The following is a 14,052-nucleotide window of genomic DNA, read 5'->3' on the forward strand; positions in this document are numbered from 1 at the left end:
CGGTGTTTAAGTTAACCGTAGATACAAGGCGGGGCTTTATGCCGCGCTTGTTAAATTTATAAAATGCGCGAGGTAAACTCCCGCCTACGGTTCGGTATTTTATCAACACCTGAGATCTCGTACCTTTAATACTTGACTAAAAATTAGCCAAGCTTTTACTCTTGTAAAAGCGTGGCTAATTTGGCGAGCTTTTCATAATTAAGCTCGCCCATTTGCTCACTGTTACTAAGTGCATAAATAACGCCTTCACACTCAGCGCAATCAATATCATCTCGCGCTTCAATCACATTCGCCCACAGTTCCAAGTCATCAAGTACTATTTCATTATGTAAACAACGCTCAAACACATTTAGTATGATTGACGTACTTAGGGTAAATAATGGCTGTTTTGCTGCTGCCGCAGATACAATAACAGCAATAGCCTCGTCTTTTTCTGGCCCGAAGGTAATAAACTGCGCTAATGCTTTTTGTATATCCATAATATTGTTATTCTGCGCTCACCGTGATTTAAAAGTAAAATAATGACCCAAATTAACTGCCCCCAATGTAATGCTGCTCTTACCTGTAATGTGACTGACATATCAGCATGTTGGTGCAACGAGTTACCCGCTATTTTACCGTTAGATCTTAACGCTACAAGCTGTTTATGCCGTAACTGTACGCTGGCTAAAATAAACACTTACTTACAAAGCCTTTACTCGCAGCCGATTAAAATACAACTCGCGTTTGCTAAGCAATTTAAAAATAATGGAGAGCTGATTGAAGGGCTCGATTACACTATGCAAAACAGCTATATGGTATTTAGTAAGTGGTTTTTTTTAAAGCGTGGCACATGCTGTAAAAATGGCTGCAAAAATTGCCCGTATAAGTAATAGCAGGTGTTAGATTTTGATACGACCTCGATAAAGTAGATACGAGGTTTAAGTTTTGGGTAGCTGGTTGGGGTTTTATACCTCGCTTTTTTTAATTAAAAAGCACGAAATAAATTCGCATCTACAGGTTTGGTGTTTGTCGTTAGCGGAGTTTTTCAAGTTAGTCGTCGCATCTACGAAAGAGCAGTGTTCAGCTAAAAAGCTAAACTAATTTAGTGTTTAATTAATGCCTGATCTCTTCTCATTTACGCTCATTATCTTCTCCTTGTGCAAAAAGTGTTTAAGTGAAATATTCACAAAGAGCATAAGAGACGCTGCGCTTTAGAGGAGTAATTAGTTATGGCTAAGGGCTATGAGTTAAGGCAACGAGCAATATGGTGTAATCTATTGCTTTTGTTTGCTCATTGGCTTCTCATTGTGCAAGTAGGCTTTATATTTTTAAGCGATATTAGATGAATGCGAAGTGAATTTGCACGCAGGGCCGGTATTTAGGTTTAGCGCGGTGTTTGTTACAGGATCGTTTTTACTAATAACTCACCGCGGCTTTATCTACTCTTTATTTTCTTCCCCATTCACTCCATGAACCGTCGTAAACACTTAAGTTAGCGTAACCGCACTCATCAGCAAATAACGCTAATATGCAGGCGGTTATACCCGCGCCACATGTAAATTGTAGTTTTTCTGCATTACCGACTAGGGCTTTAAATTGCTGCTGTATTTCGCTAAGTGACTTAGTCTCACCACTGCACAATAATTCGCTATAAGGTAATGAAAGGCTATTAGGAATATGGCCGCTGCGCATATCAGCACGGGGTTCAGGGTCTTCGCCTGTAAAGCGTTTATGTGCACGCGCATCGAGTAATACTATGGCCGGATCATCAATTGCGTTTTGTACCTGTTGCTTATTAATAAAATAACCCGCTTTATAACGTGCAAAAAAATTACCATTATGTTTTGCCTTGCTATAGCCTTGCTGTACCGGGTAGCCACTCTCAAGCCATTTACTTAGCCCACCACTGAGCACTTTTACATTATCAAAGCCCATAGATTTTAGCATCCACCATGCCCTAGCTGCGCTAAACAAGCCCTCATCTTCATAAATAACAATGTACGAATCGTGGTTAACGCCTGCCTTTTGCATTACTTGAGTAAATTGCGTTTCGCTACGCAAAGTATTAGGTAATGGGTTAGAGCGATCTGCTAGTTCATTTTTAATATCAAAGCGCTGCGCGTTAGGCAGCATAGCTATTGGAGAGTACTCCCCAATAAAGGATGCGCGCAACATCCCTGCATCAAGAATAACGAGTTTAGCTTGCTCTAAACGCGCATATAACCATTGTGTGCTGACTATATTTTTCATTTTTTACCAAATTTGAAGGCATGCAATAACTATATTTTGTTAAAGTCTGCTTATAAATAAAATTTAGGCTGGTTACAAATTAGAAAAATGCTAAAATAGCTGCTTTGATATTTCTAAATAGAGTAAAAATTATGTCAATCCCTTTTTACATTATCAACATGCAAGGCTGTGAAGAGCGTTGGGAAGCAACTCAAAAGCAACTAACCAACTTGCATTTAACGGCTGAACGCTTTGAAGCTACCATTGGCAAAAATCTTAGTGAGCAAGAGATCCTCAACTGGTATTGCCCGAAAAAAAATAAAAAACGCTACAACCGCGATCTGACATTGGGTGAAATTGGATGCTATGTTAGCCATATGCGTATTTGGCAAAAAATAGTTGATGAAAATATATCTTTTTGTGTCGTATTAGAAGATGATCTCTCCATTAAGGCTTCACTTAAAGATGTTGTTGATGTAGCGATTAAATTAAATAATTGGGATTTAATAAAGCTATCAAATGACCGAAACTTTCCATTTATAGACAGTGCTATATTAGAAAATAATCTAACAGTAGGCAACTATAAAAAAGCCCCTAACGGTACTCAAGGCTACATCATTACATTAAGCGGCGCTAAAAAGCTACTGCAAAGAAAGCCATTTTTTAGACCTGTAGATGTCGATATACAATTTCACACAGAAGTAGGGCTAAATATGATTGGCATAAAACCCTACCCAATTGCCGAAGATCGAAGTTTTATTAGTGAAATATCAACTATGAATGGCGGTAAACACTCTAACCACAGTACATTCATCAGAAATTTAATCCACAGATCGAGTATTTATAGGCAAAGACAGTATAAAACAGCAGATCTTTCTAGCATTATTGGTAAATAATAAAAGCGCCATCTCATTTTTCGCAATGTTCGATTACATTTTAATAATATTGCTCCGTAACAGCGCCATTTTCGATATTATTTTATTTTGTACCGGATGGGGTATACTTTGCTCGTCCATCGCATTAATTAGCAGATCGACTACATGATTAAAATCTTTTTCATTAATATTCATGCCGGTATGAATAGCAACCATAGAGTCGCCTTTATACTCACACGGGCCGTTTGTTAGCGCGCATAAGTGGCTTATAAAGCCTTGGCGAAAATGAGTAATGTTACTGTGCTCAAAATAGTGAAACACTTGCCTGTCATTACCAATTTGATAAATAAAGCTATCCACTAGTTTTTCTATGCCGGCATTACCATTTATTTGCTGATACAAACTCTGTTTAGGCTTGCTGCTACAGCCAGCTAATACACTTGTAGCCAATAAAAATAGTATAAAAATTCTCATTACCAATATCCTGTCACCGATAAATACCAACCGGTTTGATCGCTTGCTCCAGCTATACTGCCTAAATCTAAGTAGGCGGCGGTTACGCTCATATGTTTATTTGGCATCCAAGCTACAAACACATCTTTCCAATCTTGCTCGCCTAATCCTAGGTTATTTGTTTTTTGACGATACTCAACACCTAACGCTACTTCACGGCTTAAAAATATTGCTGTGCTTGCCTCAAATAACAATTTATTGCTGGTATTATTACCGCCATAACCCAGTAACCCTAGTTGGTTGGCTTTGCTGTAACGGGTGGTCACGTTCCAAAACCAGTTGTATCCTGCAATAGCACCTAAGTGTAACTTGCTTGCCGCTAAGTAAAAGTCGGTGCCGCTGGTGCTTTCTGCACCCACTAGCTTTGCAACCGTGCCATCGTCTAACGACTTATGCTGTATACCTAAACTTACCTGTGGCCAACTACTGTAAACAATGTCGCCATATAAACGAACTTTAGCACCAGTTATCGACTGCTCTATTTGCGTACTCAGCGCGGGTACATCAAACTCTTGCTGCGCATAGCTAAGCTCAACGCGATTAAACAAATTAAGCTGTGCGCCACATACATCTAACGTATAGTCGGTTACATCTGCACGGCTACAAAAACCATTAACCGAAACCTCATCCTCACTGGCATACCCAGCAAGTTGCGCCCACGGAACAAGGCCACCGCCACCAGCGCCCTCAACTTGAGACACCCCAGGAGTAGCTAATAATTTACCGCTACTCGCAGCAGTAATAAAACTGGCTGTGAGTAATACCCCCGCCATAAAACACTTAATGTACGCCATCGTATTCCTCTAACCACTGCTCTAATAGCTCAGCTTTTAATGGTCGACTTAAATAATAACCTTGTGCGTGATCGCATTGCATCTGCTTAAGTAATGTTAAGGTTCCTACAGTTTCTACTCCTTCGGCAACTACCGAAAACCCTAATTGATGCCCTAAAGTAATACTCGACTGCACAATAAATTGATCTTTTTGCGACTCATCAAGCTTTAAAATAAAGCACTTATCTAATTTAAGCTCATCAATTGGCAGCATTTTTAAACGCCCTAACGATGTTTGCCCTACGCCATAATCATCAAGCGATATTTTTACCCCAATAGCTTTTAAGTTTTCGAGGGCAATTATGCCTTTTTCTTCATTTTCGATCATATCGCGCTCGGTGAGCTCAATGGTGATCAACGCAGGGTTAACCTTATGCTTTTTTAAAGTACGTACTAATGACGAATGAAACCCCGCAAACGCAATATCTTGTGCCGATACATTGATAGCCGCTTGTAAATGTATGCCTTTTTGCTGCCAAGCGGCAACTTGTGCAATAACGGTATTAACCACCCAGGCAGTGAGCTCAACAATTAATCCCGACTGTTCGGCTAAATCAATAAACACCTCAGGCGACACCCAACTACCATCTTTACGTTGCCAGCGAATTAAGGACTCAACCTTATCAACCTTTTGTATTTTCATATTTAGTTTTGGCTGATAGGTCATAAATAACTGGCCGTCATCATCGCTTATAGCTTGCTTAAGCTCATCAAGCATAACTAAGCGCTCTAAATGCGCTTCGTCTTCGCCTTGTTGATAGTAATGAATATTTTGATGATGGCTGGTTGCGCTTTCTACTGCTATAAGTACTCGACGAATTAGATCCTCAGCTTGTTCACCGTGTAGCGGATATTGCACCACCCCCACACTAAAGCGTAAATTTATTTTTAAGTTTTGAATGGTGTAACCCGCTTGGAGCTGCGCCATTAAAGCAATAATGCCGCGTTTAAATTCGCTCACTGCCCCCGCCGGAAATACGGTTAAAAATTCATCACCACCAATACGCGCATGAAACCCACCCAACTCCTCTGAAAACTCACGAATACGATGTGCCACCGCTTTTAAGCACTTATCACCAATGCGTGGCCCCAACTTATCGTTTATATGTCGCAGGCCTTTAATATCGATAGCTACTAACGTGTGTGCAGTGCTTTTATTTAATTGTTTAGCTAGCATTTCTAGCATAGCCGAGCGGTTATAAAATCCGGTTAGCGCATCATGGCGAGCTTGGTAGCTAATTTGCTGTTCACGCTTATTTATATCACTCCCCATGTGATGAAAAGCATCCATAAGGGTAGTTATTTCACAGCTTTGTTTGCTGCCTTTAAATTCAAAATTATAATTACCCTTTGCAAATTGCTTAGCCACCACGGCCAATTGCGACAGTGGTGTAGTTAAATTATTTGCTAATAAACTACTGGTTACTACCCCAACAATTAAAGTAAGTATGGCAAGTATAATCAGCGTAATAAATAGCTGTTCAAAATCGCGATAGCTTTGGGTTAAATCGGCGCTGAGCAAAATTATTACCGGGTGAGCTTGTAGTGCAGGTAGCTCAATATCGCGATTTTTATATACTAAATAATCACCAAAAAATCGCGACGTCGTTTTGCTATTAAAATAATCAACTGGTCGAAAGTTTGCTGGAGGGGCTACCAGTGAGGTTTTTACTAAGCTATCTGCGTTCGCTATAAAGCTTACTTCCATACCGGTTAGGCTTTTAAGTTCTGAAGCTACATTACTGGTTATTTTAAAACCCACCAAACTGTAAGCTATGGTGCGCGGGGTTTTAACTGGCAGTAAAATAACCTGATACAGCTGGCCATTTAATACCACAAAACTAGAGCGCTCCGCGGTAGTTAATAACTCACTCATTAAAGGCTGCAGATTATCGGTAAAGTTGTCCTCATCATCATTGGTTGATATTAACAGCCCCGACAAATCTAACAGCAGCATTAGTTCGGCATTTATACGCTGGCTATGATTGTATAAAACACTGCTTATAGTAGCAGCGTCACGCGTGGCAACCGCTTGTTTAAAGCCAAAATCGGAGGTGAGTACTTTAGCGGCAGTTAATAGTAGGTTTTCTTTCGAGTTTAAATATTGTTTATAAACATTTTGTGCCACGCTTATGTCTTGATTGACTTTTTCTTCTTGAAACTTACTTGTAGACCACCAAAAGCTCAGCAAACTAACCACAGTGGTTAATAACACCAAGCCTACACATAAAATGGTTATACGGTTTCGCAAATTGTTAGTCATTACCGCCCTTAAACTGACTGCCAAAGGTGTTACGTGGTGCTGGCGAGGAAGTATTTATGGTTATAGGTAAAATAGCTTGTGGCTCTATATTCATCATTTTTTTATTTTCTAAAGGCGCAGTTTGCAACGCATGCCAAATACTTATTTGCAAAGGCTGCGTAGTAACAGGCAAACTTACAACTCCGTTTTTATCGGTTTTATAAACTTGCTCACTCTTAGCCACATAGATATAACCCACCATAGAATCATGAATATTACAGCCTAGTACCACAACACCTTGAGTGTCAAAAATAATTGGCTCTTTGGGTTGCCCTGAGTAGAGTTTTAATTGAAAAGATTTAGCGCTTGAAAACGAATACACGTTATGGCGAATATTATCGCTATTAGGAAAGTTAACTAATTGCCCTTGCTGCACAATAAGTAGCTCAGGTAAAAACTGCTTATTTACCTGATCTATTACCGCAACGGGGAGCTTTTTAACACTTGGATTTGTAGGCTTAAAAGCAGTGTTTGCTTGGCCTATTTCAACAACGGCATTGGGTAATACCATACCGTGTTGATCTTTTATTACTAAATCAATATTTGCGCTAATAGCAGCGTGGCTAAAAAGCACACTTAAAGCGAATAAATAACGTTTTTTTGCAAAAAATTGCAATGCTCGTTCAAACATAACCATACTCAAATATTAATTTTAAGTTCAGTTAATTAGAGACGAGCACCAATTGCAAGAAATATAGTTCAGTCACTAAAAATAAACATTTTAGCATTCATTTTTTAGCACTTTAGTCGTGTTATTTTATAATTAATCCATAATCGGCATCTAAAATAGCAATTACTTCTTGACGCGGATCAGCAGGAATAACAATCTCTTTGCCCACTATTTTACTGGCAATGCCTACGTAGGTATTTGACACTTCAAGCATTACTGACTCAGGTAAAATGTAATCTTTAGCTAGCTGCTCACGCTCATCCATGCGGTCTTTATTAAGTAGTACGTCGCTCTCTGGCACGTTATTAATTAACAGCTGACGAAAACCTTCCTTTGAGTTTTCAACAATCTTGCCATCTTTATAAGATGCCTCATCCCAAATACGTGATGAATCAGGCGTGCCTACTTCATCAATATAAATAAGCTGCTCTGCGCCATTTATATCTTCTACATAGCCAAATTCAAATTTGGTATCTACAAATATTTGCCCAAGCTTAGCCAGCTCGCCACTTATTAGCTCAAAACCTTCCACTAATAACTTTTCGTATTGGGCTACATCATCTGCCGTTCTAAAGTTAAATACGCTTAGGTTATTAGTAATATTGCTACGCGTTATATTTACATCATCAACTGGGGGAATATCTGCCACGCCAGTAATAATGCCTTTGGTAGAGGGGGTAATTAATACTTTATCGAGCTTTTGATTAGCTGTTAAACCTTCTGGTAAATTAATACCACAAAAGTTTCGTACGCCTTTAGCGTAGTCGCGCCACATGCTGCCAGTAATATATTGGCGGGCAATGGCTTCTACTTTTACCGTACTGGCTTTACGTACAATCCAAACATATGGATGTGGAATATCAACAATGTGATTACCCGCAAGGCCTGCCTCATCAAATAACTTAAACCAATGCGCAGCCACCGAGTTTAACGCTATGCCTTTACCTGGCACGCCATTTAAACCGTTTTCACCTTGCCAAATACAATCAAAAGCCGAAATTCTATCGGAAATAACCATAATTGCCAGCTCAGTATCGGCCGGCACTTTATAGCCCTTTTCGTTAATTAAACGTTTGCTGTCTGCGTCGGTTAGCCAATAAACCGAGCGTACTTTACCACTGTGTACGTCACCTTTGGTACGAATAGGTAGATCATCGTTTACGTCTAAAACTTTATAGCTAGTCATGCTATCTCCGGGGTTAGGCATGCTCAAAGAGCAAAGTATGGAATTGGGGTTAAAGAGAGCATATAATAATGCAGCCAACTGCAAAGCTCAATCTTACGCCTAAACAAATATAACGACTTTATTTATCTGCAAGTAACAATGGAGTAAACTTGAGCTGTTCAAAAATCTTAAGGAGTTAAATTGGACTACCTAGCCGTCAGCAAAAATAAAAAATATTTAATGTATATTTCTCAAAATTACTCATATGCTATTTTAAGGCCTTTACAAGCACAAATTTTGGCTCACGGTGGTGAAGTTTGTTGGTTTTTAGAAGGTAATGACGTTAATCCTGACTTTTTAGCCGATGATGAAATACAACTTAACTCAATTAAAGCAATAAAACAGTGGTCGCCCGATGCGACTTTTGCCCCAGCTAATTTAATACCTACTTTTTTCCCAGGTAAAAAAGTTGCTGTTTTTCATGGTTTTGATGCCGGTAAGCTAAATAAAAAAGGCGAAAATGACCACTTTAAAGCCAGAGGCTGTTTTGATCTGTATTGTACACAAGGCCCAAATACTACTGGGCCATTTAAAGCATTAGAACAGCAGCTGGGTTATTTTAAAGTAACCGAAACAGGCTGGCCGCCGTTGGATCGTTTTTTTATTACCGAAGACACTAACCGTTACAAAGATAGCAGCGACACGCGCCCCACATTATTAATTTGCTCTACTTTTTCTAAGCGCCTATCGCTCGCGCCTAAATTATATGAACAAATAAAGCAATTTAGCCAACACGGTAAATGGCGCATTTTAATGCAGTTTCATCCTAAAATGCCCACAGAGTGGATCACTAAGTACAAAGCACTCAGCAATGAAAATTTAACCTTCGTTGAAACTGACAACGTATTACCTCTACTTCAAGCAGCTGATGTAATGCTGTGCGATACGTCATCTATATTGCAGATGTTTTTAGTACAGCGAAAACCTGTAGTGACTTTTTGCAATAAAGCTCCCGCAAAGTATTTACTTGATATCACCAATGCACAAGAGGTTGAAGCCGCAATAGAACATGCTTTTACTTATCCAGCTGAACTAATTAATAATATTGAGGAATATTGCCAACAGTTACATCCGTATGCCGATGGTAAATCAAGCGAAAGAGTACTTGCCGCAACCAATGAACTACTGCTTAGTAATGAAAAACTAAAAAGCAAACCACTCAATCTGATCAGACAGTTTAAAATGCGTAAAAAACTAAATTACTGGGGTTGGTAAATTAAACAATAGGCTAAAGGACAGATTTTATCTGTCAGGTATCAGGTTTTAGGTAAGAATTAACCAAGTTTAGTGTTTAGGTTATCGTTTCCGCATCAACCACTTGCCTAGTACCAGCCCTACTGGCCGCTGAAATATAACCACTGAACGCGCCCCTCCTTCCTTTCCCTTTTATTATCGCTTAACATCACAACTATAAATGTTTAACTATTAAGTTGTTATGATCACACTTTCTAAGCTGTTATTTAAATGGCATAAAAATGCAGTTAGCCCCACACTTAATATTAACCAGCTGAACATTAAGCAAGGCGAGCATGTGTTTTTACATGGACCAAGTGGCTGTGGTAAGTCTACTTTACTGTCGTTATTAGCGGGTATTAATACCGCCACCAGCGGTGAGGTAAGTATTTTGAATAAAAACTTAAACACCCTAAGTAATACTCAACGCGATGTATTTAGAGCGGATCATATTGGTTATATTTTTCAAAATTTTAATTTGCTCCCCTATTTAACGCCGCTGGAAAACGTAAGCTTGGGTTGCCAGTTTTCAAAGCAGCGCCAACAACGGGCGCTGCTGCAATCACACTGCTTAACCGCAGAGTCCGCAAGATTGCTTAATGCCTTAGGGTTAGCGCAACATTTACATCATCAAGATGTGGGTAAATTAAGCATTGGCCAGCAACAACGTGTGGCTGCCGCGCGTGCATTTATTGGCAGCCCAGAGTTAATTATTGCCGACGAGCCCACATCGGCGCTCGACACCAACAACCGTCAAAGCTTTATAAAACTGCTGTTTGAGCAAGCTAAGCACGCCAACAGTACTTTAGTATTTGTTAGCCACGACGAAAGTTTGCAACCACTTTTTAATCGCAGCATCGATTTAGTTAATTTGCAGGCAGCATCATGATCTTAATTAAACTCGCCTATAAAAGCCTATTAAACCGTCGTAGTAGCGTGCTGTTAACCTTACTTACCATCGCCATTAGCGTCATGTTACTGCTAAGCATTGAACGGGTACGCATAGACGCAAAAAGCAGTTTTAGTAATACTATTTCGGGCACCGATTTAATTGTCGGTGCGCGCACTGGCGATATTCAATTGCTGCTCTCGTCCGTATTTAGAATAGGCCACACTAACAATGGTGTGAGTTGGCAAAGTTATGAATACATAACCGGACAACGCGGCGTAAAGTGGAGCATTCCAATAAGCCTTGGCGACAGCCACAAAGGCCAAGCAGTATTAGGCACCACCCTTGATTACTTTAATTATTATCGGTTTGGCAAAAAGCAGCCACTGAGCTTTAAGCAAGGCCACGCATTTAACACGATTAACCAAGTCGTACTGGGGAGTGAGGTAGCGAGTAAATTAAACTATAAACTGGGCGACAGCATTGTTATATCTCATGGTATGGGCAGCACTAGTTTTCATCATCATGATGACAACCCGTTTAAAGTGGTCGGTATTTTAAATGCCACCGGCACACCAGTAGATAAAACGCTGCATATACCGCTGGCCGCTATCGATTTAATCCATGGTGGCCATAGTGCAGAGCATGACAAACATGAGCACGAGGAACATAGCAACTTAGTTGGCCACCCAAAACAAATTACTGCGTTTTTAATGGGCTTTAACTCACCACTTTACACGCTGCAAATTAGGCGCAATATAAACCAATATAAAAAAGAAGCACTGCTGGGTATTATGCCCACAGTAACACTAAAAGAGTTATGGGAAATGCTCGCTATTGTTGAAAAAATACTGCTGCTATTTTCTGTTGTGGTAGTCATTATTAGCTTGCTTGGCATGTTAACCACGCTCCTAGCTAACCTTAATCAGCGCCGCAGAGAGCTTGCCATATTACGCTCAGTAGGCGCTCGGCCATGGCAATTATTTACTCTCATTAGCATAGAGTCACTGCTTACCACTTTACTCGGCTGCATAGTTGGGTGTGTATTATTTTATGCGCTGATGTTTTTTGGCGCAGGTTACTTACAAAGTCACGCTGGTATTAGCATTAATATTGCCATGCTCTCTTACTATGAACTCACACTTATAGGCGTTATTATGATTGCAGGATTTATTATTGGTTTAATTCCCGCTACTCGCGCTTACTTTTACTCACTCAGCGATGGCATGAGTATAAAAATATAACTAGGACAATCATGACGTTTTTAAAAACAACTTTTCAATACATCGCCTTGGTAAGCTTAATACTAACCAGCTTTGTTAGTAGTGCAAATCCACCCAAAGAAATTTTTTGGGAAGACCTAATTCCACAAGGTCATATGCAAATAAACACCCAAGCGCAAGCTAACCACGAAGGCAGTGAACAAAACTGGGTTCAACCAGATCTAAACGCACCTGTAGTAAAAGCACTTGATGGTAAATCGGTAAGCCTACCGGGCTTTGTAGTACCACTTGAAGGCGACAGTGAAGTAATTACCGAATTTTTACTGGTTCCTTATTTTGGCGCCTGCATACACGTACCGCCGCCGCCGCCAAATCAAATAGTACATGTAACCATTAAAGGCGGAGTCCCCATCGACAGCCTATACGACGCCATAGTAGTGACTGGTGTAATTAGCACCCAAACATGGTCAGGCGAAATAGCCCAAGTAGGCTACACAATGAAAGCCGTAGGCGTAGCTCCGTTTGAGCTTTAAAACCGGAGGTTTCAGCGGGTAAGGTTCCCCCTCCACATCACGATCTCACCCTCTTTGTGAATTAATCACTTAAAAGCATTTTGCACAAAGAGGGTAGATGAGAATCTTTAGTACTATTCGCTGCCCTTCACTTCTGACACTTCCCACAAAACACAGTACTTCTTTGCCCTAACCTAACTTCTTGTAATTCGCTTTTACACACCAAGCAAGGTTGCCCTTTGCGACCGTACACTAAAAGTTGCTGAGCAAAGTAACCCGGTTTCCCATCGCTTTGGGCAAAATCTTTTAAGGTAGTGCCACCTTGGGTTATTGCTGCGGCTAGCGTGTCTTTAATTATAGGGATAAGCGCTTCAAAACTTTTCAGTGATACTTTACCGGCTTCGCGGCGAGGATCTATTCCCGCTTTAAATAATGATTCGTTAGCGTAAATATTACCGACCCCTACGACAATAGCGTTATTCATTATAAATTGTTTTACCGGCACTTTTTTATTGCGTGATTGCTGATATACCTGTTTCGCAAAAAATTCGTCCGTAAGCGGCTCAGGCCCAAGCTTTGCCAGTAACTTATGAACTGAGCCCGGCGCTTGCCATAGGCAACAACCAAAGCGGCGCGGATCGTTTAAGCGCAGCGCTTTACCGTTAGCAAAAATAAATTCTATATGATCGTGTTTTTTAAGTGGCTCGTTAGCACTTACTACGCGTAAATTCCCCGACATACCTAAATGCAAAATAGTAGCGCCTAACTCACAATGCAATAATAAATACTTTGCACGGCGCTCAACGCCCGTTACGGTTAAACCCGTTAACTGATATACATCGTCAGGCACCGGCCAACGCATGCTGCCATTATGAATATTTACCTTAGTAACAAATTGGTTTAAAACATGCGGGGTTATGCCCATGCGGCTTACTTCTACCTCTGGTAATTCAGGCATTTATACACTCACCTTATTATAAAGATCATTGTTCGCTCGGGGTTGAGCTAGGAAACAACTGTTTAACTACGGCTAAATCAAGCGCAAATACACGCTGGCTATTTTTTTCGAGTAAATAATACTGGCCATCGCCCTTGTAAAGTAAATACACCCAAGGTAATGGTTCGCCCGCCAGTTCAAAGGTAGCTACCGAGAGTGGCGCATTAGGATTAAACACCACCGATTCATGAACCGACATAAGCTGAGCACTTTGCCATAAGTTAACCAGTTCGCCTAGCTGCTGCTCCGTACCTTGCCAAGTAAGCGGCACATCGGTTTGTAATGCGGTTGTACGCCAACTTGTGCCTATACGTTCAATTTTTTGATCAACAAAACTCAACGTTAATACAAAACTTTGTATTGGTAACACTGGTTGCAGTACCGGCTCGTTATTATTACCACCAATATTTTTATGCCAACCATTTAAAAAGAAGATCATAATCAACATCGAAAAAATAATAACGTTGTTCCAACCTTTACGGCTTAATTGCATGCTCGATGTTCCTAATTAGTTCAATAGTTTAAAGTGTAACCAAAACTTAATTACACTGTCTATATGTTAAATCCAC

At 40.2% G+C, this 14,052-nt stretch carries 15 protein-coding genes; 6 read left to right on the forward strand and 9 right to left on the reverse strand.

Going from position 1 to position 14,052, the window contains the following annotated elements; translation table 11 throughout:
• Positions 1-155: 155 nt before the first annotated feature.
• Complete coding sequence (locus tag I6E78_RS14725; protein WP_197182792.1) at positions 156-479, reverse strand: hypothetical protein; 324 nt, start codon at positions 477-479, stop codon at positions 156-158.
• Between the two features lie 42 nt (positions 480-521).
• Here I6E78_RS14725 and I6E78_RS14730 point away from each other — a divergent pair, with 42 nt between their 5' ends.
• On the forward strand, positions 522-872 hold the full coding sequence (locus I6E78_RS14730) for a cysteine-rich CWC family protein (protein ID WP_089367742.1): 351 nt from the start codon (positions 522-524) through the stop codon (positions 870-872).
• A 556-nt stretch (positions 873-1,428) separates the two neighbouring features.
• Here the strand turns inward: I6E78_RS14730 and I6E78_RS14735 are convergent.
• The gene (locus I6E78_RS14735) at positions 1,429-2,232 is read right to left on the reverse strand and encodes a sulfurtransferase (RefSeq protein WP_197182793.1); all 804 of its coding nucleotides are present in this window, start codon (positions 2,230-2,232) and stop codon (positions 1,429-1,431) included.
• A 131-nt stretch (positions 2,233-2,363) separates the two neighbouring features.
• Here I6E78_RS14735 and I6E78_RS14740 point away from each other — a divergent pair, with 131 nt between their 5' ends.
• Positions 2,364-3,107 (forward strand): glycosyltransferase family 25 protein, encoded by a 744-nt coding sequence (locus tag I6E78_RS14740; protein WP_089367740.1) that lies wholly within the window; start codon positions 2,364-2,366, stop codon positions 3,105-3,107.
• A 33-nt stretch (positions 3,108-3,140) separates the two neighbouring features.
• Here the strand turns inward: I6E78_RS14740 and I6E78_RS14745 are convergent, their stop codons facing one another.
• From I6E78_RS14745 to I6E78_RS14765, 5 genes are all read right to left on the reverse strand, one after another.
• The gene (locus I6E78_RS14745) at positions 3,141-3,560 is read right to left on the reverse strand and encodes a group I truncated hemoglobin (RefSeq protein WP_197182794.1); all 420 of its coding nucleotides are present in this window, start codon (positions 3,558-3,560) and stop codon (positions 3,141-3,143) included.
• Positions 3,560-4,393, reverse strand: coding sequence for a DUF3034 family protein (locus I6E78_RS14750; protein WP_197182795.1), 834 nt, complete (start codon positions 4,391-4,393; stop codon positions 3,560-3,562). Before I6E78_RS14750 ends, I6E78_RS14745 begins: the two co-directional genes overlap by 1 nt.
• Entirely contained in the window at positions 4,380-6,695 is a 2,316-nt protein-coding gene (locus I6E78_RS14755) for a bifunctional diguanylate cyclase/phosphodiesterase (RefSeq protein WP_197182796.1), read from the reverse strand. The genes I6E78_RS14750 and I6E78_RS14755 overlap by 14 nt, the downstream gene beginning before the upstream one ends.
• Entirely contained in the window at positions 6,688-7,365 is a 678-nt protein-coding gene (locus I6E78_RS14760; RefSeq protein WP_089367737.1) for a methylamine utilization protein, read from the reverse strand. Before I6E78_RS14760 ends, I6E78_RS14755 begins: the two co-directional genes overlap by 8 nt.
• Positions 7,366-7,486: 121 nt before the next feature.
• Positions 7,487-8,590, reverse strand: coding sequence for a phosphoribosylaminoimidazolesuccinocarboxamide synthase (locus tag I6E78_RS14765; RefSeq protein WP_197182797.1), 1,104 nt, complete (start codon positions 8,588-8,590; stop codon positions 7,487-7,489).
• Positions 8,591-8,809: 219 nt separating this feature from the next.
• Here I6E78_RS14765 and I6E78_RS14770 point away from each other — a divergent pair, with 219 nt between their 5' ends.
• The 4 genes from I6E78_RS14770 to I6E78_RS14785 all read left to right on the forward strand — a co-directional run bounded on the left by I6E78_RS14770 (position 8,810) and on the right by I6E78_RS14785 (position 12,507).
• Positions 8,810-9,844 (forward strand): CDP-glycerol glycerophosphotransferase family protein, encoded by a 1,035-nt coding sequence (locus I6E78_RS14770; RefSeq protein WP_197182810.1) that lies wholly within the window; start codon positions 8,810-8,812, stop codon positions 9,842-9,844.
• 220 nt (positions 9,845-10,064) lie between these two features.
• Entirely contained in the window at positions 10,065-10,751 is a 687-nt protein-coding gene (locus I6E78_RS14775) for an ABC transporter ATP-binding protein (RefSeq protein WP_197182798.1), read from the forward strand.
• The gene (locus tag I6E78_RS14780) at positions 10,748-11,995 is read left to right on the forward strand and encodes an ABC transporter permease (RefSeq protein WP_192532536.1); all 1,248 of its coding nucleotides are present in this window, start codon (positions 10,748-10,750) and stop codon (positions 11,993-11,995) included. The genes I6E78_RS14775 and I6E78_RS14780 overlap by 4 nt, the downstream gene beginning before the upstream one ends.
• An 11-nt stretch (positions 11,996-12,006) precedes the next feature.
• Positions 12,007-12,507, forward strand: coding sequence for a DUF3299 domain-containing protein (locus tag I6E78_RS14785; protein WP_011327159.1), 501 nt, complete (start codon positions 12,007-12,009; stop codon positions 12,505-12,507).
• A 127-nt stretch (positions 12,508-12,634) separates the two neighbouring features.
• Here the strand turns inward: I6E78_RS14785 and mutM are convergent, their stop codons facing one another.
• Both mutM and I6E78_RS14795 read right to left on the reverse strand, forming a co-directional pair.
• Positions 12,635-13,444: a bifunctional DNA-formamidopyrimidine glycosylase/DNA-(apurinic or apyrimidinic site) lyase gene (gene mutM, locus I6E78_RS14790; protein ID WP_197182799.1), complete on the reverse strand. Its 810-nt coding sequence runs from the start codon at positions 13,442-13,444 to the stop codon at positions 12,635-12,637.
• 25 nt (positions 13,445-13,469) lie between these two features.
• Positions 13,470-13,976 (reverse strand): hypothetical protein, encoded by a 507-nt coding sequence (locus I6E78_RS14795; RefSeq protein ID WP_197182800.1) that lies wholly within the window; start codon positions 13,974-13,976, stop codon positions 13,470-13,472.
• Positions 13,977-14,052: the final 76 nt, after the last annotated feature.

It is taken from the genome of Pseudoalteromonas sp. NZS127 (assembly GCF_015864805.1).
GTDB classification, from domain to species: domain Bacteria; phylum Pseudomonadota; class Gammaproteobacteria; order Enterobacterales; family Alteromonadaceae; genus Pseudoalteromonas; species Pseudoalteromonas nigrifaciens.